Origin of the sequence: Fibrobacter sp. UWB16 (assembly GCF_900215325.1) — a bacterium.
GTDB lineage: Bacteria > Fibrobacterota > Fibrobacteria > Fibrobacterales > Fibrobacteraceae > Fibrobacter.
The window spans coordinates 298939-319810 of the sequence record NZ_OCMS01000001.1 but is presented as its reverse complement, the minus strand read 5'-3'; the positions used below and the strand labels follow the sequence as shown (position 1 = coordinate 319810).

Annotated in this window: 19 protein-coding genes, 1 tRNA gene and 1 pseudogene; 12 read left to right on the top strand and 9 right to left on the bottom strand. The window is 49.8% G+C overall.

The genetic code is table 11. The features are described from left to right. Nucleotides 1-228 precede the first annotated feature (228 nt). Entirely contained in the window at nt 229-978 is a 750-nt protein-coding gene (locus tag CRN95_RS01375; protein WP_097019892.1) for a hypothetical protein, read from the top strand. 93 nt (nt 979-1071) lie between these two features. After that, nucleotides 1072-2247, top strand: a complete 1176-nt coding sequence (locus CRN95_RS01370) for an iron-containing alcohol dehydrogenase (protein ID WP_097019891.1) — start codon at nt 1072-1074, stop codon at nt 2245-2247. A gap of 274 nt (nt 2248-2521) precedes the next feature. Here the strand turns inward: CRN95_RS01370 and CRN95_RS01365 are convergent, their stop codons facing one another. Continuing rightward, nucleotides 2522-3436 carry an FISUMP domain-containing protein gene (locus tag CRN95_RS01365; protein ID WP_097019890.1) on the bottom strand — a complete coding sequence of 305 codons (915 nt, stop codon included), beginning with the start codon at nt 3434-3436 and terminating at the stop codon, nt 2522-2524. A 10-nt stretch (nt 3437-3446) separates the two neighbouring features. Further along, nucleotides 3447-4577 (bottom strand): glycosyl hydrolase family 8, encoded by a 1131-nt coding sequence (locus CRN95_RS01360; RefSeq protein ID WP_235002805.1) that lies wholly within the window; start codon nt 4575-4577, stop codon nt 3447-3449. Between the two features lie 60 nt (nt 4578-4637). Between CRN95_RS01360 and CRN95_RS01355 the strand changes: the two genes are divergently transcribed. Both CRN95_RS01355 and CRN95_RS01350 read left to right on the top strand, forming a co-directional pair. Then, nucleotides 4638-5504, top strand: coding sequence for an NAD(P)/FAD-dependent oxidoreductase (locus CRN95_RS01355; RefSeq protein WP_097019889.1), 867 nt, complete (start codon nt 4638-4640; stop codon nt 5502-5504). Nucleotides 5505-5702: 198 nt separating this feature from the next. Then, nucleotides 5703-6542 (top strand): hypothetical protein, encoded by an 840-nt coding sequence (locus CRN95_RS01350; RefSeq protein ID WP_097019888.1) that lies wholly within the window; start codon nt 5703-5705, stop codon nt 6540-6542. Nucleotides 6543-6771: 229 nt separating this feature from the next. Here CRN95_RS01350 and CRN95_RS01345 read toward each other — a convergent pair. The 5 genes from CRN95_RS01345 to mraY form a co-directional block, all read right to left on the bottom strand. Further along, nucleotides 6772-6845, bottom strand: a tRNA-Pro gene (locus tag CRN95_RS01345). A 101-nt stretch (nt 6846-6946) separates the two neighbouring features. Next, entirely contained in the window at nt 6947-7402 is a 456-nt protein-coding gene (locus tag CRN95_RS01340; RefSeq protein ID WP_088659807.1) for a Smr/MutS family protein, read from the bottom strand. Between the two features lie 115 nt (nt 7403-7517). Next, a complete protein-coding gene (locus tag CRN95_RS01335) occupies nt 7518-8483 on the bottom strand; it encodes a lauroyl acyltransferase (RefSeq protein WP_235002804.1) in 966 nt (321 codons plus the stop codon). A gap of 129 nt (nt 8484-8612) precedes the next feature. Further along, nucleotides 8613-9950, bottom strand: a complete 1338-nt coding sequence (locus CRN95_RS01330; RefSeq protein WP_097019886.1) for a UTP--glucose-1-phosphate uridylyltransferase — start codon at nt 9948-9950, stop codon at nt 8613-8615. Nucleotides 9951-10097: 147 nt separating this feature from the next. Then, on the bottom strand, nt 10098-11246 hold the full coding sequence (gene mraY, locus CRN95_RS01325; RefSeq protein WP_012820076.1) for a phospho-N-acetylmuramoyl-pentapeptide-transferase: 1149 nt from the start codon (nt 11244-11246) through the stop codon (nt 10098-10100). A gap of 146 nt (nt 11247-11392) precedes the next feature. Between mraY and CRN95_RS01320 the strand changes: the two genes are divergently transcribed. After that, on the top strand, nt 11393-11773 hold the full coding sequence (locus CRN95_RS01320) for a hypothetical protein (RefSeq protein ID WP_097019885.1): 381 nt from the start codon (nt 11393-11395) through the stop codon (nt 11771-11773). Further along, nucleotides 11773-12393 carry a LysE family translocator gene (locus CRN95_RS01315; protein WP_097019884.1) on the top strand — a complete coding sequence of 207 codons (621 nt, stop codon included), beginning with the start codon at nt 11773-11775 and terminating at the stop codon, nt 12391-12393. The genes CRN95_RS01320 and CRN95_RS01315 overlap by 1 nt, the downstream gene beginning before the upstream one ends. A gap of 29 nt (nt 12394-12422) precedes the next feature. Here CRN95_RS01315 and CRN95_RS01310 read toward each other — a convergent pair whose 3' ends face one another. Continuing rightward, nucleotides 12423-13373, bottom strand: a complete 951-nt coding sequence (locus tag CRN95_RS01310; RefSeq protein WP_097019883.1) for a bifunctional oligoribonuclease/PAP phosphatase NrnA — start codon at nt 13371-13373, stop codon at nt 12423-12425. A 75-nt stretch (nt 13374-13448) separates the two neighbouring features. On the opposite strand from CRN95_RS01310, the gene CRN95_RS01305 reads away from it, so the two are divergent. Then, nucleotides 13449-14294 (top strand): Cof-type HAD-IIB family hydrolase, encoded by an 846-nt coding sequence (locus CRN95_RS01305; RefSeq protein WP_097019882.1) that lies wholly within the window; start codon nt 13449-13451, stop codon nt 14292-14294. A 107-nt stretch (nt 14295-14401) separates the two neighbouring features. On the opposite strand, the gene CRN95_RS01300 is transcribed toward CRN95_RS01305, so the two are convergent. After that, on the bottom strand, nt 14402-15493 hold the full coding sequence (locus CRN95_RS01300; RefSeq protein WP_097019881.1) for a DegT/DnrJ/EryC1/StrS aminotransferase family protein: 1092 nt from the start codon (nt 15491-15493) through the stop codon (nt 14402-14404). A gap of 100 nt (nt 15494-15593) precedes the next feature. Here CRN95_RS01300 and rpsT point away from each other — a divergent pair, with 100 nt between their 5' ends. From rpsT to CRN95_RS01275, 5 genes and pseudogenes are all read left to right on the top strand, one after another. Continuing rightward, complete coding sequence (gene rpsT, locus CRN95_RS01295) at nt 15594-15854, top strand: 30S ribosomal protein S20 (protein ID WP_012820070.1); 261 nt, start codon at nt 15594-15596, stop codon at nt 15852-15854. A gap of 232 nt (nt 15855-16086) precedes the next feature. Further along, nucleotides 16087-16659 (top strand): annotated as a pseudogene (locus tag CRN95_RS15125) (ATP/GTP-binding protein); the annotation flags it as partial. 384 nt (nt 16660-17043) lie between these two features. Next, nucleotides 17044-17469, top strand: coding sequence for a roadblock/LC7 domain-containing protein (locus CRN95_RS01285; RefSeq protein ID WP_088630218.1), 426 nt, complete (start codon nt 17044-17046; stop codon nt 17467-17469). Between the two features lie 9 nt (nt 17470-17478). Further along, a complete protein-coding gene (locus CRN95_RS01280) occupies nt 17479-17946 on the top strand; it encodes a hypothetical protein (RefSeq protein ID WP_088630217.1) in 468 nt (155 codons plus the stop codon). Nucleotides 17947-17952: 6 nt separating this feature from the next. Beyond that, entirely contained in the window at nt 17953-20871 is a 2919-nt protein-coding gene (locus tag CRN95_RS01275; RefSeq protein WP_097019879.1) for a hypothetical protein, read from the top strand. Nucleotide 20872 lies beyond the last annotated feature (1 nt).

The window sequence follows — 20872 nt, the reverse complement described above, 5'->3', positions numbered from 1 at the left end:
TTTTGTGCTCACGGTACGACCCTCCTTTTCCCAATGCTAAAATGCAGAATGGAATTATAGAGTTGTCATTCCCGACTTGATCGGGAATCTCCTTTTTTAAAACTTCTCGGGTATGCTTCGGGAAGTTTTTTTTCGTCATTCAGAGAATTTTTTGATTTCAAAGAATCCAAAGATGTTTTTGGTTATATTTTATCTATCTTTTCGTATAAATTTTTGATGGAGAATGGAATGTCCAATTTGATGAAAAATGTGCTTGTTGTCGTGATGTTCTTGGCATTAATGTCTTTTGCACAAAGTGATGAAAAACAGAAGGAGCGTATTGTTTTCCATACATTTAGTATTGCGCTTCCGATGGATTGGGGCGGAACGTGGACCCAGTATAGCAATTTAGAATACGATGATGGCAGTTTTACTCGTGATCGTGATTTAAAAATGGATATGATCATGGGACTTCAATTGAAGTGGACTCGTGATTTGGTTTATCAAAATGGTTTGTCTTTTGAGGTCGGAGCAGGAATTGGTTTTATTAATTTCCCTGTGAATGAATCCAAAAAATATTCTTATTTTGATCCGTATGACCATATGAATCAGATTGATTCTCGTTTTGATTTGAATGCAAAAGTTGGATTGGGCTATGCTCCGTTTGTAAATGATTTCATATTAGCGGTACATGCTATTTTGGGTGGTGACATGAAATACTTGGGGAAAACTTATCAGATGGAGGATATCACCGACGAATATTCAACGCTGCTGTTTAATTTTGTTGGTGGTGCCGATATTGTTTTGGGGTATCGAATTACGGAACGGTTTGGAATTAATGCGGGTGTAGATGTGACTGTGAATTTGTTCGGTTTTGGAAATAGAACGAAAGAATTTAATTATCGCAACGATAATTTTGAAACAATTGATTATAAACTCAATCATGTCTTTTCTGGGTTTCAGATTGTTCCGCACGTAGGCGTTTCGCTTAAATTTTAGTAGATGTTTCCTCTAGAGAACAGAAAATTTGGTAAAATCCTGCCGCTGGGTGGGATTTTCTTGTATTTTAGTTGGAAAATATAAGGATGGAATATGGATAACTTTAATTTCTACAGCCCCACAGAATTTGTATTTGGTAAGGACCGCGAAAACGAATGCGGTGAACTCGTCAAAAAGTATGGCGGCACGAAGGTGCTGATTCATTACGGTGGGGGCTCTGCGGTGCGCTCCGGCTTGATTGACCGCGTGAAGGCATCGCTTAACGCTGCGGGCGTTTCATTTGTGGAACTCGGTGGCGTGAAGCCGAATCCGCGTGATACCTTGATTTACAAGGGCATCGAAATGGTGCGTGCAAACGATGTTGATTTCATCCTTGCTGTGGGCGGTGGCTCCGTCATTGATAGCTCGAAGGGCATTGCCGTAGGAGCTCTTTACGATGGCGATTTCTGGGACTTTTATGCGAAAAAGTTGCCGGTCACGAAGGCACTCCCGATTGGCGTGGTGCAGACGATTGCTGCCGCCGGTTCCGAAGGCAGCGGCGATTCTGTTGTGACAAAGGAAGAGGGAATGCTCAAGCGCGATATCGGTGCTGATGTGATTCGTCCGAGGTTTGCGGTGCAGAATCCGGCTTTGCTCTGCACGTTGCCTGCTTATCAGACGGCTTGCGGCATCACCGACATCATGGCTCATGTGTTTGAACGATACTTCACGAATACGCTCGAGGTCGAGACGACGGACCGCCTTTGCGAAGCGCTGCTCATCACGATGCTTAAGGAAGGCCCGCGCGCCATGGCCGAACCCGCCAATTACGAGGCTCGTGCGAACATTATGTGGGCGGGTACGGTAGCCCACAATGGCCTTGTGGGCTGTGGGCGCAGTCAGGACTGGAACAGTCACGCGATTGAACATGAACTTTCGGGACTTTATGACTGCGCCCATGGCGCGGGGCTAGCAGTTATTATGCCGGCGTGGATGGAATACGTGGTTGACCATAACGTGATGCGTTTTGCACAGATGGCAACACGTGTATTTGGCTGCCAGATGAATTTTGAAAACCCGAAAGCGACCGCCCTCGAAGGCATCAAATCGTTCCGTCGATTCTTGCATTCCATCGGCATGCCGATTAACTTTGCGGAGCTCGGCGCGAAGGAAGAAGATATCCCGACGCTTGTCGAAAAACTGAACCCGGGCGACGGCTGGGGATTCGTGCCGCTCAAGGCAAAGGACGTGACTGCGATTTATACGATTGCTGCGCATGCGACGCTTTAGTTTTTTTTCAAATTGATAAAACCCAAAAATCAAAAATATGCTACTAAATGTTGAAAAATCTCAATTTAGTAGCATGAATTTTGGATAAATTAAACAAAAATGGCTTAAAATATGAGTTTGTCTGTTCTTTTCGTGCTACTAAAACCGTTAAAATGCTAATTTTGTAGCACAAAAAAGAGACTCTTACACGAAACGATTGTAGATAAAGTAAAAAATATGCTACAAAAAAGCCTAAAAATTGATTTTAGTAGCATAAAATCGCGAAAAATGCTCTTTAGTCTTTCAAGCAGCGGAGGCTTGCGCCGAATTCGGGATTGAACTTTTCAAACTTGGCGATATCCTTATCGTGGAAGAACACGAGAACATCGCCTTCGCTTGTCCAGAAGTATGCCTTTTTACCCGCTTCGTCAAACTTGCGGTCCTTTATAGCGACATCGCTCTTGGCGAAGTGTGCGCCGCCTGCCTTTGCGCCGAATCCGAGTTCGTCCTTGCCGTTTCCGAAAATCGGAGATTCCGGCTTGATCGGATCCCAACCGTAGCCTGCCTTGAGCGCGACACCCGGCTTTTTACCGGCCACTTTCAAGAGCTTTTGCCATTCGGCCTTGCTCGGCATATGGAATCCTTCGAGGCAAGCCTTTTGTGCGTTTTGGAAATCGTAGAGACGTCCCCAGTGGTTACATTGTGAACAAATTGCACCGGAGGCGGTGGCGAAGTTCATGTTTTCTGCAGTCCAGAGCTGGTCGCCAATGACAATCCATTCATAGGAGATGCCGTCACGCGGATCCTTGTAGCTTCCGCTTGTAGCAGGGCTTCCGTCTTCGTTATATGTTTCGCCGAACGCAACTTGCTTATTTTGCTTGTATTCTGCCTTTGTTGCAACCTTGCCGTTCTTGTGGTAACGGATAACCGTTCCTTCGACGTAGCCGTTCACGTACGGGAGTTCCGTCTGGAGCGTGCCGTCCTTGTAGTATTCCTTGGTCACACCTTCGCGGCGGTCATTCACGTAATTGGATTCTCGCTTGAGCGTACCGTCATCGTAGTATTCCTTTTCGATGCCTTCCTTCTTGTCGTTGACATAGGTGGCTTCGAAGCGGACGTTTCCGTTCGGGTATTTTTCAACACGAACATCGTCGCAGGCGGTAAAAGCAATGGAGCTTGCCGCAATGAATAAGATGGCAGGTAGTTTCATACGATCCTCCTTAGAGTGTGATTTTTCCCGCGGTGGCGAGTAATCCGATTAAGTACAACATCCCGTCATAGTAACGCCAAAAACGATAGGGCACGGAGAGCGCTGCAAGACGTCTGACAAACGGCGTAATGCGTGGGTCATCGAACGGGAGTACTTGCGTTGCGGCGGCATTCATGGCGATAAGCCCCGGCGTCGCGTTTCTGCCTTGGTGCGGGTACGGACCTCCGTCGACGGAGTAGTCAGAAAGGTACGGCGTGCAGTTCTGGAAAAAGTGCAAGATGCGTTCGCAAATTTCTTTTTCGCTTTCGTGTCCGTGGAAGATGGCATAGTCGAGGCTCAAGTTGAGCGCAACGCGCCATGCGTCTCCGCTAAAGTTGTTGCTTTCGGGGAACCAGGGCATGGCCTTTGGAGTGCCGTCGTATTCGGCATAGTCAGCGCAAAGACCGGTGACCGGGTGTGCCGCCTTCTGCAAAAATTCAATGCTTGCCTGTGCGACTTCAAGCCAGGATTCGTCGTTCGTAGCTTCGGCGAACATGCGGTAGAACGCCATCGTGTGGTAGCTCGGGTCGGTAAAGTCGTTGCCGAGAACGGGGGAGAACTTGATGAGCTTGCGTTCCGGATCGATAATCGGGCCTACAAGTTCGTTCTGCGGTTTGTACTTAATATCATGGATGAGCTCTTTGGCATCGTTGAGGAGGTCTTCGCGGTTGAATCTCTTTGCAGCGATAAGGAGGGCTGCTGCAAAGTATTCTTCGCTATCAGGAGCTGCGCCTGGGTCCATCATGGAAAAGTCGGTCGTGTTGACTTGCCATGAAAAATACCCTTTGTGCGGACCATCGTTGTTGCGGACAAAGCGCTTGGAAAAGTTCCAGAGCTTGTCGAACGTGACTTCGTGGTCGGTCAGCGCGGCAATGAACATGCCATAGCTCATGCCTTCAGAACGGATGTCGTCGTGCCCAATGTCGATGATGTATGCCATATCGTCGGACGCTTCAAAATAGATGCGCTCGTCGATCGGATCGCCCTCAAAAAGTTTGCTATAGGCATTCTGAATAAGCTGGTCCGCAAAATTGGGACCATATCCAGCTTCAACAAATAAATCTCGCGTCGGGTAGCGTTGCAACATCGTCCTGGTATCCAAAATCATTAATTATTACGTGTTTTAAAATAAATAAAATCGTATATTAATGTTGAGGTTATTATGGCTGATATATTGATTTTGGGGCATGGACCGGCCGGTGTCTCGGCTGCCCTTTATGGTCTTCGTGCTGGACTTGAGGTTCAGCTTGTGGGTAAGGATGTAGGCGCGCTTGCAAAGGCTCACAAAATTGAAAATTATTTTGGTCTTGAAAAACCACTCACGGGAGCTGAACTTGCCGAAGTCGGTAAGAAACAGGCGCTTGCTCTTGGTGCGCAAATCGTGGATGATGAGGTAACGGACCTCATGTTTGACGGTTTTGGGTTTGTCGCGACGGGCTTGAATGGTACGTATCGCGGAAAGGTTTGCGTGATGGCAACAGGCTCTGCCCGCAAAAAGACTCCGCTCCCAGGAATGGCCGAGATGGAGGGCCACGGCGTGAGCTATTGCGCTGTTTGCGATGCTTTCTTTTATCGTAAAAAGGATGTGGCAGTGCTTGGTTCGGGCGAGTATGCGTTGCACGAAGCGACTGAACTTTTGTCTGTAGTCAACAGCGTGACGCTCTTGACGAACGGTGCTGAGCTCACAGCGAAATTCCCTGAAAGCGTGAAGATTGAAACCCGCAAGATTACGGGGCTCAAGGGCGCTGGGCAATTTGAAGGCGTGAAGTTTGACGATGGCCTTGAAGCCAATTTTGACGGCTTGTTTGTGGCTATGGGTAGTGCGAATGCAACGGATTTGGCTTTGAAAGCTGGCGCTGCGTTCGATGCTGGAAAGCTTGTGCTCGATAAGGATTTCCAGACTACTGTTCCAGGACTCTTTGCTGCAGGCGACTGCACGGGTGGTACGCTCCAGGTGGCTGTTGCCGTTGGCGAAGGCGCTATTGCGGGTCTCGCTGCAATTAAGTACCTGAGAGAACATAGGGAGTAAGGCGCGCTGAAAATGCGTCGCATTACGCTTCTCACAAATCCTGACGTCTGCAATTTGCGTTGTCCGCTGTGTTTTTTGAACCAGCGGGCTTTGCATAATTGTAATGCGCGGAGTGCTGAGAATGGTAACGGGGATTGCCCGCCGGATAATGGTAGGGAACGCTTTTTTTATTGTAATAAGGAGCGCCGCGCGTTTGGCATGGGCGAAATGCCTTTCGAAGTTGCACGGGCGGCGATCGAAAAGTATGCTGCGGAGCGGGATGCTTCGGGCAAACGCTTGTTACGAGAAGTAATCCCTTCGACGATGGGTGAACCTCTACTTTATTCTCATTTTGATGAACTGCTGAAGCTTTGTCGTGCGATGGGGCTTCCGTTGAATTTGACAACGAACGGAACATTCCCAGGAAAGTGGGGAAGTGATGCGGCGATGGAACTTCTGTTGCTTTCGTGCCGCGATATCAAAGTAAGCTATTTGGCATCGGAACAGTTTGATGGCTGGAAAGCGAACGTTGAAAAGTTAGTTCGGGTGCGCGATAGACTGCGTGAGAATGCTGATGCTGACTGCGCGGATGTTGATGCTTGTTGCACGAAAGTTGATTGCGCGAGGACTGTGAACGCGAAATGCGCGGGAATTGCAAAATCGAGAGTCGCGACGGTCTCGCTGCAAGTGACACTGCACAAGAAAAATTTGCAGGATGTGCCGGAGTTGGTGTCGTGGGCTTCTGCGATTGGAATTGATAGGATTAAGTGGAATAAAGTGGTGCTGTTGAGCGTCGCTTCGCAAGAGCTCCGTGAAATGTATGCGCTAGATGATGCGCTGCTAGAGTCTTTGCGCAATGAGTTCCGGTCGGGAGAGTTTTCTGCTTCGAATGTGAAGCATGAAGGAAGTTTGTTTTTTAAGAATTGTGCTGACCAGTGCGCTGTTGGCGGTAAGTGCGAATCATGTCCTTTTGCAGATGAAGTTTGGGTTTGGCCAGACGGTCATGAGGACCATTGCCCGAATCCGGAAAGACGGTGGGTAGGCGAGAGATCGGAATAGCGAGATGTTGAAACAGTCTTGCTATAATCAGTAGGTGCGAGATAAGATAAAATCCTCACCTGCGTTTCGGATTTTACCCTTCGGGTTACGCCTTGCGGCGTAATCTCTAAATTGCCCATTGTTCGCTTCGCTCTCGGGGCGATTTAGTCGAACTCACTTCGTGAGTTCTTTATCTCGCAGAATTTCAGATATAAAAAGAAAACCACCCTTGTGGGTGGTTCTCTTTTTATCGGAATAGCGAGATTCGAACTCACGACCTCTTGCTCCCGAAGCAAGCGCTCTACCAGGCTGAGCTATATTCCGTTTTGTTTTTGTCTTGACGCTTCGTCGTTGACGCGCACAATTATAGTTAATTTCGATTGACTTTTAAAGGGGTAAGGGCAAAAAAAGTGAAATTTTTTTCATTATTTCTTCTTTTTTGCAACTTGCGGGCGCGGCTTGCCGATTTTCATGATGCTGGAACCGGCGTTGTCGGGTTCAACCTTGTAGAAAACGACTCGATTTTTCCATTCGGAACGGACTTTGCGGTCGATGATGCGCTTGACGTTGCCGTATTCCGGGTTGCCTCCGCCGTGAATCACGCGTAAAACGCTGAGACCTGCGATGAGAAGGTCGTCAATGCGACGCTCAACGGCTTCGGCTGCTTCTTCGGAGGTAAGGCCGTGAAGGTCTATTTCATCTTCGGGGTTCGGCATTTCCCAGGCGGCGGGATTGCGGCGCATTTTCTTGCCGCGTGTGGCGCGTTGCGGTCTTGCTTCGGCTTCAGCCTCGGCCTGGATTTCGGCAAGTTCGTCCTTGTCTTCCATTTGGTGGTTCTTGATCCACTCTAACTGAAATTCTTCTTCGGCATTTAAAGGCATTGTAAATCTCTTTTTGACGCTAAATATAAAAAAAGCTTCATGCAAACTGTGTAAGGCGATCCCGGAACGGAGTCCGGGATGACAGATCGGGGTGACATTGCGTTTGGCATTGTTTTTAGAGTGTTGCAATGAAGTTCCCGTGGTAATTCCAGCTCCACTGTTCGGGGTGCTCGGCAATCCACGTTTCGACTTCGCGCGCGATTCCCGTGACGAGCGGGCTGTTGTCGATTGTTGCGTTTGCGCGTTCGTCGCTTGAGCCTGCGTGCGTTCCGCATGTTGGGGCGCTTATGGTGTTCTGGTTGATGTGCGGTGGCTTGTGTGTTACGTCGTACTTTGGCGGGTAATATTTTTCGAAGCGGATGACGATGCGCTTCTTTTCGCTCCACGTGCGGAATGTGACGATTCCTGCTCCCATCTCGTTTATTTTTTGCGGGAGGCGCAAGTAGAGTGTGCTGGGGCGACCGAATAGCGAGACTGTGTTCCCTTTGGTATGCTTGCCTTGGTCGATGACCATCGCTAAAATGCCTTTAGTGCGGAATAGTTCGCGGATAAGGCAACCTGTTTCGTCGGGATGATATTCGGTCAGGTGCGGGTCGCTGCGGAGGTCTTTGAGGACTTCGCGGAATGCGATGTCGCCGACGGAATCTGTAATGAGGTGTACGTGTTCGCTGTAGCGGCAAAGAGCGCGGTGCAAAAGTTCGAATGCACCCTGGTGTATGCTGATGCCAGCGATGGGGGCGTTTTGTTTAGCACATTCAGCGATGGCGCCCTGGATGATGTGTTCGTTTTCGTACACGATTCGCTTTTCAACGCTTTTGATATGTGCGAGTCCGCGGTAGGATTCAAGCGCATTCCAGAAAATGCCTTTGAATGTGTCGCGCGCATTTATTGTTGCAAGCGCATCTGGGTTCGGACTTTTCATATTGCGCGGCATTTTGTTTGTATCGTCGCTTTTCCGTATAACGTATTCCTTTGCGGCTGCCAAGTGCTTTTCAACGCGCCCGTAGGCGCGCTTCTTGTGCAAAACCTTGTAAATCGGGAAAACGACTGCAAAAAATGCCGAATAGAATATGTTCGGCAAACATAATAAGGTATGTAGAAAAATTCTATATAAAGTTTTTCTCACAATGTCATGCCCGATTTAGTCGGGCATCTCCTTTTGCTGAAATGGAGATTCCCGCTTTCGCGGGAATGACAGGCTGACGCCTGGTTAATCCTCTTCAAATTCCAGGATGTTTCTTCCGAGTTCGCGGTCGAAGATGCTCTGCTTGAGGCCTTCGCCAGCGTAGCTAATCGTCGGCGAAATTTCGTATAACTTCTTCTCATCAATTTTGACGTGCGCCTTGCGGAGCCATTCGCGGTGAAGCTTGCCAATCATGATGCGAGCCGTCTTCGGAGAATCGTTGCCTTCGGCGTTCTTGACCGGGCTGAATTCTTCTTCGCGCACGACGCCGAACGGGAGCATGGAACCGAGCTGCGGGAATGCGTCAAAGAGGAACTGTTCAAACTTGAAGCACTTTTCGATGCCGCAAACGGTTTTGCGGGCGGTATGCCACGGAAGTTTGCTTGTCTGCAACTTGCGAAGTCCGCTGATTTTAAACAAGTGAATCGCGATGTTGCCGCCATCGAACGTGAGGCTGCCATCTGCATTCGTCATGTCGCGGAAGTTTTCCGGAAGGTCGCTGTATTCGACAACGCCTGGCTTCTTGTTCTGGAAGGCGAAAATGCCGACTTTTTCGTTCGGACCAGCCTTGTGGACGACCTTCGATGCGCTGAGAATCGTGCCTTTTTCGGCGAGGGCGCCAATGAATGCCGGGTCGCAAATGCGGCAGAGGGCGTTATCGACGCTGTAGAGGAACACGTATTGCACGCCGCGTTCCACAAGCCAAGCGAGCGTTCCGCTCTGGGCGAGGGCGCGGAAGCAACCGCCGTTTCCATCGGGCACAAGCGCCAAATGGTCTTCGCCATCGCGGACAGCCTTGCCGTCTGCGGTGAGGGCGCAAATCGTTCCCTGCTGGAAGAATCGGATATCTTCGCGGTTTAATCCAAAGAAATTGTTTTCGTTGAAAAAGTTGACCGTCGCTTCGTGGTTCAGGGGGCTTGTCATGATGCACCACGGGATGGCGTGACCCACGCGGGCGCCCAAATTGCGCAAACGTTCGGCCTGCAACTGGAACAAACTTTTGTGGCTTGGGAGACCGATATCGAACATGCCCTTCGGACCATCGAAACCGAGACGAGAACCTTGACCGCCTGCTACGAGGAATGCGGCAACTTTGCCTTGACCGAGGAGAATTTCACCTGTTTCTTTCCAGAAGTCGTAACGGAGATCGTCTGTTGCAAGTTTCCACGGCATCGGAGTGAGGTCGGCAGAAACGTTGTCGCTCAAGCTGGCGGCGGATTTTTCGGCATGCAAAGCCTTGAGTTCTTGCCAGTCCTGGCTCAAAATATCGCGTTCCAAATTTGCGTGGGCATCACCCGTCAAGGATTCCAAATGTTGGGCCAGTTCTTGCTGACCTGCTGCGTTCAAAGTTTCGATAATATTCATGCGATGTAATATAATAAAAAGGAGATGCCCGCTTACTTCGACTGCGCTCAGCACAGGCTCCGGCGGGCATGACAAGTTCTGTATTTGCGGTTGGGGCTTTCCTAGTAACTATTAACTGATAACTAGTAACTGCGGCGAAGCCGCATACTATCTAATACCGAAGAACACGACCATGCTAAAGATGAGGGCGAAGATGCTCACGAGGTGCATGCGCCACACAATCTTGGAGTTCATGAGCGGCTTGCTCGGGAAGCGTCCGTCCCACTTCTTTTGGTAGTGGTGGTGGAGCGGGGCGCAAAGGAAAATGCGCTTGCCGGTGCCGGTCGTTCTCTTGGTAATCTTGAACCATGTAATTTGCATCAAAACAGAGCAAGCTTCGGCGATGATGATGATGCATACGATGGGGAGGAAGAGTCCTGCCTGCACCAAGATGAACATGATGCCGATGGCTGCGCCGAAGCCGACGGAACCTGCGTCACCCATGTAGATTTCAGCCGGAGGGCTATTGAACCACAGGTATGCGAGCAGTGCGCCTGCGATGGCGGTGGCGAGCGGGAAGAGTTCGTCGCAGCCGGGGAGGTACGGCACGCTCAAGTACTGGCTAAAGATGAAGTTGCCACTCACGTAAGCGACGAGTCCAACGAACACCATGCTGGTGAGGATTGGTACAGAAACGAGGCTGTCGAGACCGTCCGTGAAGTTTGTACCGTTAGCGGATGCGGCGATGACAAACGTCATGAAGGCAACGAAAATCCAGTTGGGAAGATGAATCTGGAATACGTCAATCGGGCAGAACGGAATGGTCAAATCGCCCTTGAGTTCGGGGATAAACTTGTAGCAGAAAACGGCGACGACAAAGCTAAACAAGAAGTAGAGGAAAAGTCTAAGAGAGCTGGAAATGCCGTCCGCCTTGTCCATGTATTCGGCGGCTTTGAGCTTGCCTTGGTTCACGAGGCGCTTGGCGCGGACCTTGGCCATATCGTCGGTGGCGCCCACGGCGCTGAACAGTGCCAAAATCACGAGAGTCGAGATGGTGTAGCCGTTCATCTGGCAAACGAGCAGTGAAACAATTTCAACGACAATCACGAGGAGGAGGCCACCCATAATCGGAGGAGATTTTGTCTTTCCGTCCTTGTCGAAATCGCTCGTGGCGTCCAATCTCTGCAAGAAGCGTATGTACTTCGGCATGAAGAAGAGCACCAGGATGATGGAAAGCATGGCGGCAACACCCGCACGGAACAGACGACCGTCAAAAAGGTCAATGTTTGTTGTTTGATATAGCCAGTGGCAAAGCATGTTTGACTAGTGATTAGTGGTTAGTAAACAGTGGTTAGGAAATATGAGATAAAAATAACGGGTTCACAAAACGAGATGGACTCCGTAAAGATAAAATATTGTAGTTATGTTGGCTAGGAATTGTAAAAAATTCTAGATTTTAGAATATGAGTGAAATGGATATCGAATGCCCGCATTGCGGAACAAAATTTAAGGTCCAAATAGACGGAGACTTCTCGAATATGATGGTGTTTCCGTGTGCTAGATGCCAGACCCCCTTGATGTGCTATCATGGGGAAGTATCTGAGTTAGACCGCGAAGAGTTCTCGAAATTGCGTGAAAAACTTTCGAAGGTTTTGAACGTCGTGATGCGCCAGGATGGCACGGTTGGCGAGGTGGCCAATGCACTCAAAAAGCTTGTCGATGTCTCGAATGCACGTGCCGACGAACGTGAGCAAAATCACACTTCAATTACGGATGATGAACTTGACGCATTGCAAAAAGACCTTGCAGACCTCGACGTGGACGCTTTCTTGAGTAAACTGTAATGCTTGAATTTTTTATCGCTGCGCTTGTCATTGGGATTGCTCCTGGACCAGATAACCTTTTTGTGCTTGCCCAGAGCGCTACCTACGGGGCGCGTCTTGGTTTTTGCATTATTCTTGGGCTTTGCACAGGAATTGCCATACATACTTGCCTGCTTGTGGCGGGCGTTTCGGCGTTGATTGCGGCTAGCCCGACGGCGTTTTTCGTCATCCAGTGCCTTGGCGCGGCATATCTGCTCCATCTCGCGTACAAGAGTTTCGGGGTGAAAGCCGGCGTTGTTAAGATGGATGGAGATTCCCGGTCGGGGCTGGGAATGACAAGTGCGCGTAGCCTTTACATGCGTGGCATTATCATGAATCTCACGAACCCGAAGGTGATTCTTTTTGTGCTTTCGCTGATTCCGCCGGCGGTGCGCTTGGACCGTCCAATCCACCCGAGCTTGCAGATGGCCATTTTCGGCGGTGAATTTATCTTGGCAACGATGATTGTATTTGGGAGCATTGCGCTTTTAGCAGGAACAGTGAAGAAGTTCCTTTTGACATCGCCGAAGGCGAACCGCAATCTGAACTGGTTCAGCGGTGCGGTGTTCGTTTTCTTGGCTGTTGCCTTGTTTATGGTATAAAAAACGCGCGTTTTATCGCGCGTCCCTTTTTAAAGCTGTTCTTGGATGACTTTCAATAGCTTTGCAATCGTTTCTTCGGGAGAGTCCTTGGAGCTTGCGCCAGCAGCACGGACGTGACCGCCTCCGCCAAATGCTCCTGCAACTTTGTTGACATCGACAACGTAATTGCTGCGCAGGCTGATCTTGTATTCGCCGTTGACTGGATAGAGAAATATGGCGACTTCAGTGCCGGTGACTTCGCGCAAGGTGTCGATGACACTGCTGAGTTCAACCGGAGTCACTGAATAGCGGTCCATGTCTTCGGGCGTGATGTAGCTGTAGACGACTTTTCCGTCGAGGGCGAGTTTGCTGCTCATCATCACATAGCCTGTTACGAGTGTCTGGGTATACGTTCTCGTGTAGTACGTCTCGTTGATGATGCGCGTGAAGTCGATGCCTTTTTCAAGCAAGTCGCCAATGACCGTCATCGTCTTGTGGCCTGTGCTGCTGAACTTGAAGGCTCCTGTGTCATGCACGATGCCGAGGTACAAACATTCTGCGGTTGCCTTGCTGACTTTGCTCGGGTCGAGTAAAAAGTAGAGGACTTCGCATGCGGAACTTGCCTTTGCATCCACGTAATTGACGTCGCAGAGATTCTGCGGATTGCTGACGTGGTGGTCGATGTTGCAAGTCTTTTTAGCTGCTTTGAGGCAGCTTTCGCCGTTTGCGCCGATTCGGTCGAATGTGGATGAATCCAAAAGGAATGCCAAATCGAACGAGCCAAACTCATCGCTGTAAAATTCGTTAATTTCGTTGGAATTGGAGAGAATCTTGTAGTTTTCCGGGAAGCGTTCCAAGAAAATGCGGACTTTCGTAGTCGGGTAGTTGTCGCAGATGTAGTTGTAAAGACCAAGTGTAGAGCCCACGCAGTCTCCGTCAGGGCGTACGTGCCCAAAAATGGCAACACTTTTTGCTTCTTTCAGTAAATCATCGATTTGCATAAGGCTTTCCTTCTTTTTTGAAAAATGTAAATAAATATTTTGGATTGGCTAGACGGACTTTCTATATTTGCCGTGATGAAACTTTTATTTACTGATTTAGACGGCACGCTCCTCGACGACGAGAAGAATATTAGCCAGGCAGACATGGCTTCAATCCAGGCGATGATCGGGGCTGGACACAAGTTCGTGATGACGACGGGGCGCCCGCTCACAAGCGTAAAGCACATTGCCGAAAAGTACGGCTTCTTGAAGCCGGGATATTTTCTGGTCAGCTTTAATGGCGGGCTCATCTATGACTGCGGAACCGAACAGCCGATTTTGACACGCCGCATCGCTGTGGATCAGGTGAAGTTCGTCATGGACGAAGCCCACAAACGCGGAATGCACGCACACACTTATGCGGGCGATTTGGTGGTCTCGGAATACGAGACGGAACAGCTCAAAACGTATTGCCGCTTGATGAAAATGGATTATGTTGTTGTAGATGATATCCGCAATTATTATGGTGGGGGTAATGGCAATGATGGCCCCATCAATGTGGTAGTCAAGCCGCCGATCAAGGTAAACGTGATTACGCCGTTTGAACATTCGAGTCTCGTGGATTTCCGCACCGAGATGCGGACGGTTACAGCGGGCAAGCTGTTCGACGTGTTCAGCAAACCTGAAATGCTTGAGTTCTCGCACATGCTTTCGAACAAAGGCGCTGCTGTGCGCTACATGGCAGACTTCTATCACGAGCCGATTGAAAATACGATTGCCGTGGGCGATGAAGAAAACGATTGCCCGATGATCGAAGCGGCTGGTGTCGGGGTGGCTATGGCGAATGCGTCACCGGCGGCAAAGGCTGTCGCCAATTACGTGACCGAGCACGACAACAACCACTCCGGAATTACTGAAGTTATTGAGAAATTTGTGTTGTAGTCGTTAGTCAATGGTCGTTGGTTTTCGTCATGCTGAGCCGGGTTTAATGTTGTCATGCTGAGCCGGAACGGCGAAGCATCCAGTAAAGTCTTGAAACGCGACTGACGTTAGATTGTCGTTTTGCGGAGTCTCGCAATAATTTCTTCGACATCTGTAAACGCGCACATGGGGAGGCTGACGACTTTTTGGCAGGCTTCCATGGCGTTGCTGGCGCAATCTCGTGATGCACTGAGGCCTTTGAAGCATGGCTGCGTGTGCAGCGGCTGCGGGTAGTGGATGCAGTACGGAATTTCCGCGGCGTCTAGTTTTTCGATAAAGGATTTGCGGTCTTCCGCTAATACAGTGTATTGCGCATACGTGCTCATGTTGCCGTTTGCGATTTCTTGCGGCGCGATTCCCGGAACTGCGTTGAAAAACTCGCTGTACTTGCGGGCATTCTCGCTGCGTTTCTTGAGCTCGTCCTTGAAATGACGGAGCTTCACACGAAGGACTGCTGCCTGGAGGGCATCTAGTCTGCTGTTCATGCCGCAGATTTCGTGAATGTATCGCTGTTGGCTGCCGTGGTTTGCGATGAGGCGGATTTTTTGTGCAAGTTCATCGTTTGCGGTGAAGAGCGCTCCGCCGTCCCCGTAACAGCCGAGTGGCTTGGCCGGGTAAAAGCTTGTGATGGAAATGTCCCCGAACGTGCAGGCTGGGACTCCGTTTTGCGTGGCCCCGAACGCCTGTGCCGAGTCTTCGATCAGCCAAAGGCTGTTTGCGCGGGCGCATTCCTGGATTTCTGCATACGGGGCGCACTGGCCAAAGAGGTTTACCGCGATAATGCCCTTGGTCTTTGGCGTAATGAGCTTTGCGATACTTTCGGCGCTGACTTGGAGCGTTTCCGGGTCGATATCTGCAAATTTCGGGATGCCTCCGAGGCGCATCACGCATTCGGCGGGGGCGATAAAGGTAAAGTCTGGAACGATGACTTCGTCTTCCGGTTGAAGCCCTAGGGCGAGGAGGGCGATTGTTAATGCGTCCGTTCCGCTACCGCAGGTGATGGCGTGCTTTGCGCCTGTGAATTCCGCAAGTTCAGATTCCAGCGCTTGTACGACTGGTCCTCCGATAAAGCAACCGCTGTCGAGGACATCCTGTTCGGCTTGCTTAAATTCGGATAAATAGGCTTCGCGCTGTGCACGTACATTGATAAACGGAATCATGGTGTGCAATTTAGCATTTTCCCGCCCCTTGACAACTTTTAAACTTTTACTATCTTTGTGCTAACATTTTTTAAGTAGGTTTTCACCCGGAGATTTTAAGGTGCCTCAACACAAGTCTTGCAAAAAGCGTTTGCTCCAGGCCGAAAAGGCCAACGCAATGAACCGTTCCACCCGTAGCGCTATCCGTGCTAGCCTCAAGGTTATCCGCACTGCTGCTACGAAAGCCGCTGCCCTCGAAGAAATGCCGAAGCTCTTCAGCATGCTCGACAAGGCTGCCGTTTCTCACCGCGCTGGTTTCTGCGCCAACCGTGCTGCCAACTACAAGGCCAAGGTTGCTAAGGTCATCAACGGCCTCGCTTAATTAAAGTCTTTTACAAGGTTTTAAGCAAAATGAACCGATATGCCAATGGTGTATCGGGTTGTTTTGTCATATACAGCTTTTTTAGATTGAATTGCGAAAAAAAAAGTGATATAGAATACTCTCGATTAGACGAAAAATTGTGATTTTGGTTAAAAAAAGCCAAAAAAAGAAAATATTTTTTTTGTTACGATTCTTTTTTACTAGATTAAGTATTGGGTTTCAAGGAATTATAATGTCGTCTATTAATTTTGCTACAAGAGAAATTAGTTGTAAGGTCGTTTACTATGGTCCTGGTTTAAGTGGTAAAACCACGAATTTGCAGGTTATCCATCAGAAAATGCCTCAAGACAAGCGCACGGACATGGTTTCGCTCGCAACAGAAGGTGATCGAACCTTGTTCTTTGACTTTTTGCCTTTGAATTTGGGTGACATTAAGGGTTTTAAGACCCGTTTCCAGCTTTATACTGTTCCTGGTCAGGTTTATTACAACAGCACCCGTAAGCTTGTTCTTCGCGGTGTCGATGGGATTGTCTTTGTAGCAGACTCCCAGCGTTCCCGTCAGGCCGAAAACTTGGAAAGTCTCCAGAACCTGCGTCAGAACTTGCAGGACTACGGCATGAACTTGGACGACATTCCGTTCGTGTTGCAGTACAACAAGCGCGATATGGAGAACGTCTTTACACTGGATGAAATGAACGAAATGCTCAATCCAGAAAAGAAGCTCCAGTTCTTCCCGGCGACAGCCCATAATGGCAAGGGTGTCGTGACGACGCTCAAGACGATTGCCATGTTAGTCATCGAAAAGTTTAATGTGAAGCAGGGATTCTTGCGCAAAGCCGCCGTGAATGCCGGTGCCGCAGCCCCTGCAAGTGATGCTCCGGCCGAGAATGCGGATGCTAAACCGCAGGCCGCATCTGCTGCCCCGCAGCAGCCGACGTCCCCGTTCCGTATGCCGTCGTTTGCCGCCAAGCCGCAGGCAAACATGGCGAACTCCGGCGGTGCCGGTTCTGGCTTGTTCCAGAAGGGGGCCATGTCTTCGCCGTTCGCACGTCCGCGCGTGTCGACCGCCGTACCTAGAATGCCCACGTTTGGCAGGTCGGTCGATAAACCTGCACAGACGGATGATGATGAAATTGTTTTACGTCCGTACAAACCGAAAGACAAGTAAATCTAAAATCTGTGGTGTAATATGAGCGATTATACAATTTATTCTGATGATGCTAACAAAGTGCGTCGCTTGATGATGGCCTACCAGGCCAGTGTCAAGTGCGAATATGTTGTTCTTTGCCATCGTGATGGAAACATCATTGCCGAAGTCGGTTCCCTTGGATCTGACCTTGATGCAACGCCCCTTGCGGTTTTGAGTATCGCCGCGTTTGACTCTTCCCGTCAGATTGGGGTGATGCTTGGCGGCGAAAAGTTCCAGTCCGTATCGTTTACGGGCGAGAACCGTTCCGTTTATATTTCTCCAGTGGACCAGTCGCTTTTGCTTGTGCAGGTCTTTAACGGAGGAAGACTCCCGAACCGTATTGAAGACTTTAACCGCTTGCTGGTCGAAAAGCTGGAGGACGCCGTTCCTGCGTTTACGCAGAATACGAGCAGTCTTGTTCGTTAGGAGGTGCTTGTGGCAGGTCGGTTTCCGCCACTGCGAAACTTGCGTAAGACGACTGTCTTGGCGATAGTCGTTTTTCTTGGTTTCTTTGTCCACCGCTTTGTCATGTTCTTTATCGATGACGAAGTTAGTTTTACCGACAATTCCGATATTGAGCTTTCGCCTGCGAATAGTGTCGTTTGCCGCCATATTGTGAATGGGGAGCCGTTTGGCGCCGATAGCGTGTTCGAAGAGAATACGAGACTTTACGTTTTTTCGTCTATTACAAATTCTGCACGTTATCAGGAAGATACCCTGTTCCACATCTGGTTCTTGGGTATTGATACAATCTTTGTAGAATCCTGCAACCTTACGGGGGACGTTTGCAGCTCGATGCTTGCTTCGGACTTGGTCGAACTTGGCGAATGGAGTGTCGATTTGGTGGCAGGCCGTAAGTTGCTTGCGAGCAGGCAGTTCCGCGTGGTGACCCCTTCCCGGTAATTTTGTATGCGGTCTATTCCTTGTCTGGGCCTGCTGTTTGCCAGCTTAGCCTTTGCGTTGGATGTGGATTCGCTCCCGGTCTGGGATCCTTCAATTCTTGAAAGAAATGCTTTAGAAAATGCGCCGGATGCGACGAGTCCTGTTGCGACTATGAATGCGCCGGAGGCCGAAGATTCATCGCGTGCAGAAATCGAGACGCACGGTTACAAGACGATGCAGGTGACTGTGGGTGATGGTGGAACGCAGGTCGATCAGGAATTGCGACTCTCGATTCAGGGGCGCCTCACGGATAGCGTTTATATTGATGCTCTTTTGTCGGATGTGGACCGCAAGGCTGGGGACCAGACGACTGCAACGCTCCAGGAAGTGGACCAGATTTATTTTCGGGTGGAATCTCCGTATGCGATGTTGCATTTGGGCGATTTGACGTGGACGGACAATTCGATGGGACTTACGTCGTTTAGCCGTTCGACGCTTGGTGCAATGGCGACGCTTCGCTATCATGGCTCCGAGGTGAGTGGCGCGTGGGGCACGGACGAGGTGACGCGTTATTCGCGCTCGTTCAGCGGTGTGCAGGGGCAGCGCGAAGGTTATCATCTCGATGAATCGGGCGGTTTCATTTCGGTAGTGCCGAATTCCGAAAGAGTCTGGTTGAATGGTGTAGAGCTTGTGCGAAACCGCGATTACGAAGTGAATTATGCGGGTGGCCTTTTAGATTTTAAGAACGGGATTATTCCGGGCTCGGATGATGATGTCCGTGTGGAATACGATGCGTACTTGGATAACGATATTTATACGATGTATGCGGCCCGAGGAAGTTTGCGGTTTGAAAATGTGTTTTTTGATGTGTCGGGATTCCATTTGGAAAATGATGTGGACCGCATGCGAAAAAGCACGCTCGATAGCGCCGATTACGAACGCTTGAAAAACGACTGGGGCGGAGAATTGAAAGATTCTTTGGACCAGGATTTGCACCGCCCGAAAATGTCGGAACGCTTGGGAGCACGCCTCCGCCTACAGGCGGAACATCGGTTTTACGCCGATGTCGAACTCGGGCTCAATCGCATGGATTCGAATACAGTTTCAAAACACGTCGGTGGCCCGAGTGGGCGTGCGTTCAGATGGCTTGTGACTACAGACTCGACGCAGAACATGAATGCGTTCCCGGTGTCGCTCTCGGTCCATGGAAATTACGTTCAGGAAGGCTTTGCCATTTCTGAATTTAGCGGGAGTGAACGTGATTGGAATTCGTATGCGCTCCGCAATGAATGGGACTTGGACAGTGCGCTTTTGAAGGGCGACTTGCGCTATGACGAACTTGCGCTCCGGATACGCTTGGGCAAGGATTGGTTTGGAACGGCCAAGTGGGGATACCGCCGTGGCGATGATGAACGCTGGAATTCTTCGCGTTCGGAGTTTATGCTTGTGCATCGCGGTTTGGACGCAACAAGTGAATTTACGGCAGCCTATGTTTCAAGTACACAGGAAGTGGACCGGAAACGTTATCAGGGCACATTCTCTTCGGAATTTTTGCGCGGATTCTTTAGGCCGTTTGGCAGTGGCGATGTGCGCTATTCTGTGCGCGATTCGCTTGGCTGTAAGACGGAACGCGGTTATGCAAAGACTGCTGTTGGTGCTACATTGAATGATGACTTGTGGAATGTGAAGGAGGCTGTTGGAACGCTCACCGTGCGCAAACACGATATCTCGGGCCGTGCGGACGGGCATGCGGAATATTCCCGCGATGAGGACTGGCGCGATTCCGTGAATCTCGTGACATGGACGCAGTCGGCTGAGGCGAACTTCCGGAAGTTTAACCTTTCGCACTTGTTGCAGTATTCGCATGCTGTGACGGATTCTCTGGGCGCCTCGGATTCTTGGGTGGGCGACTTGACGACGAACTTTGGTGGTGACGATATGGGCGTGCAAGGCTCTGTCGCGTACCGTTTCGGTATGACTTCGGAGCAGACTTACACGGCCATTTACAAGGCGGTCGCAAAGGGCACGGGCGATGTGCGTTACGATAGCCTTACGGGCTCTTTTATCGAAGGCGTCGATAACGGTGACTTTGTCTATGAAGGCATGGGCCGTAACGATTCCGTGGGTGCCGTACTTTCGTCAAATGCGACGTTTGAAGCCTCTTTGGAATGGAACCCGGGAGTTTCGCTTGGAATTTCGCAAGGGCTGTTGCGCGATATCACTTTGAGTGCATCGTATCACTCCGAAGCCGAAGATACAACGGGTAAAAAGATTTATTTCCCTCCGGTTTATCCGGCGGCCTTGCGTCGCGTGACGGCGGGAACTGTTTCGTGGGATGCAAGCCTTGCCTGGGAGCATCCGTCAGGAATTTCGGCATCGTATAACCCGAGTGCAAGTTTCGAAAAGAAGATGTCTTCAATCGGGTATTTTCAGGATATGTTTGATCATAAGTTGTCTGCCGGATTTAATATAAACGATAATCACTATGTAGGAGTCGATAATACTTTTGAAAAAGTTCATTTGAGTGCCTTGCAAAAACTAGACTGGAACATTTGGGAAATCACGGGACGCTACACTTGGAAGTTTCCGGCGGGCTTTAGCTTGATGCCTCGTGTGCGCTACAGGGAAGGTTCGGGCGAAGACGATATGGAAGAACATTTCGGGGCGCATCTTTGGGAAGAGGAACTGCGTGTCGGTTTTGAAAAAGAGGGCGTTGTCGATGCTCATGTGTCATTTGCGTCAATCCAGATGGATACGCATGATGGTGTGATTCCGTATCAGATGATGTCTGGTTTTGGTGATGGTATTACGTACCGACTTGAGGCGATGGCTTCGGTAGAGGTGAATAACTTCTTGTCGCTTTCGCTCCGCTATGTCTTGCGCTTTGGCGATGCTGAAGAAAATGTGTTCCAAAAACTGGCCACCGAGGCGAAGGCGTATTTCTAGT

What these genes read in the sequence shown, in the direction of transcription:
- CRN95_RS01375 (WP_097019892.1), top strand. Translation starts at nt 229, where the DNA reads ATGTCCAATTTGATGAAAAATGTGCTTGTTGTCGTGATGTTCTTGGCA.
- CRN95_RS01370 (WP_097019891.1), top strand. Translation starts at nt 1,072, where the DNA reads ATGGATAACTTTAATTTCTACAGCCCCACAGAATTTGTATTTGGTAAG.
- CRN95_RS01365 (WP_097019890.1), bottom strand. Translation starts at nt 3,436, where the DNA reads ATGAAACTACCTGCCATCTTATTCATTGCGGCAAGCTCCATTGCTTTT.
- CRN95_RS01355 (WP_097019889.1), top strand. Translation starts at nt 4,638, where the DNA reads ATGGCTGATATATTGATTTTGGGGCATGGACCGGCCGGTGTCTCGGCT.
- CRN95_RS01350 (WP_097019888.1), top strand. Translation starts at nt 5,703, where the DNA reads ATGGGCGAAATGCCTTTCGAAGTTGCACGGGCGGCGATCGAAAAGTAT.
- CRN95_RS01340 (WP_088659807.1), bottom strand. Translation starts at nt 7,402, where the DNA reads ATGCCTTTAAATGCCGAAGAAGAATTTCAGTTAGAGTGGATCAAGAAC.
- CRN95_RS01330 (WP_097019886.1), bottom strand. Translation starts at nt 9,950, where the DNA reads ATGAATATTATCGAAACTTTGAACGCAGCAGGTCAGCAAGAACTGGCC.
- mraY (WP_012820076.1), bottom strand. Translation starts at nt 11,246, where the DNA reads ATGCTTTGCCACTGGCTATATCAAACAACAAACATTGACCTTTTTGAC.
- CRN95_RS01320 (WP_097019885.1), top strand. Translation starts at nt 11,393, where the DNA reads ATGAGTGAAATGGATATCGAATGCCCGCATTGCGGAACAAAATTTAAG.
- CRN95_RS01315 (WP_097019884.1), top strand. Translation starts at nt 11,773, where the DNA reads ATGCTTGAATTTTTTATCGCTGCGCTTGTCATTGGGATTGCTCCTGGA.
- CRN95_RS01310 (WP_097019883.1), bottom strand. Translation starts at nt 13,373, where the DNA reads ATGCAAATCGATGATTTACTGAAAGAAGCAAAAAGTGTTGCCATTTTT.
- CRN95_RS01305 (WP_097019882.1), top strand. Translation starts at nt 13,449, where the DNA reads ATGAAACTTTTATTTACTGATTTAGACGGCACGCTCCTCGACGACGAG.
- CRN95_RS01300 (WP_097019881.1), bottom strand. Translation starts at nt 15,493, where the DNA reads ATGATTCCGTTTATCAATGTACGTGCACAGCGCGAAGCCTATTTATCC.
- CRN95_RS01285 (WP_088630218.1), top strand. Translation starts at nt 17,044, where the DNA reads ATGAGCGATTATACAATTTATTCTGATGATGCTAACAAAGTGCGTCGC.
- CRN95_RS01275 (WP_097019879.1), top strand. Translation starts at nt 17,953, where the DNA reads ATGCGGTCTATTCCTTGTCTGGGCCTGCTGTTTGCCAGCTTAGCCTTT.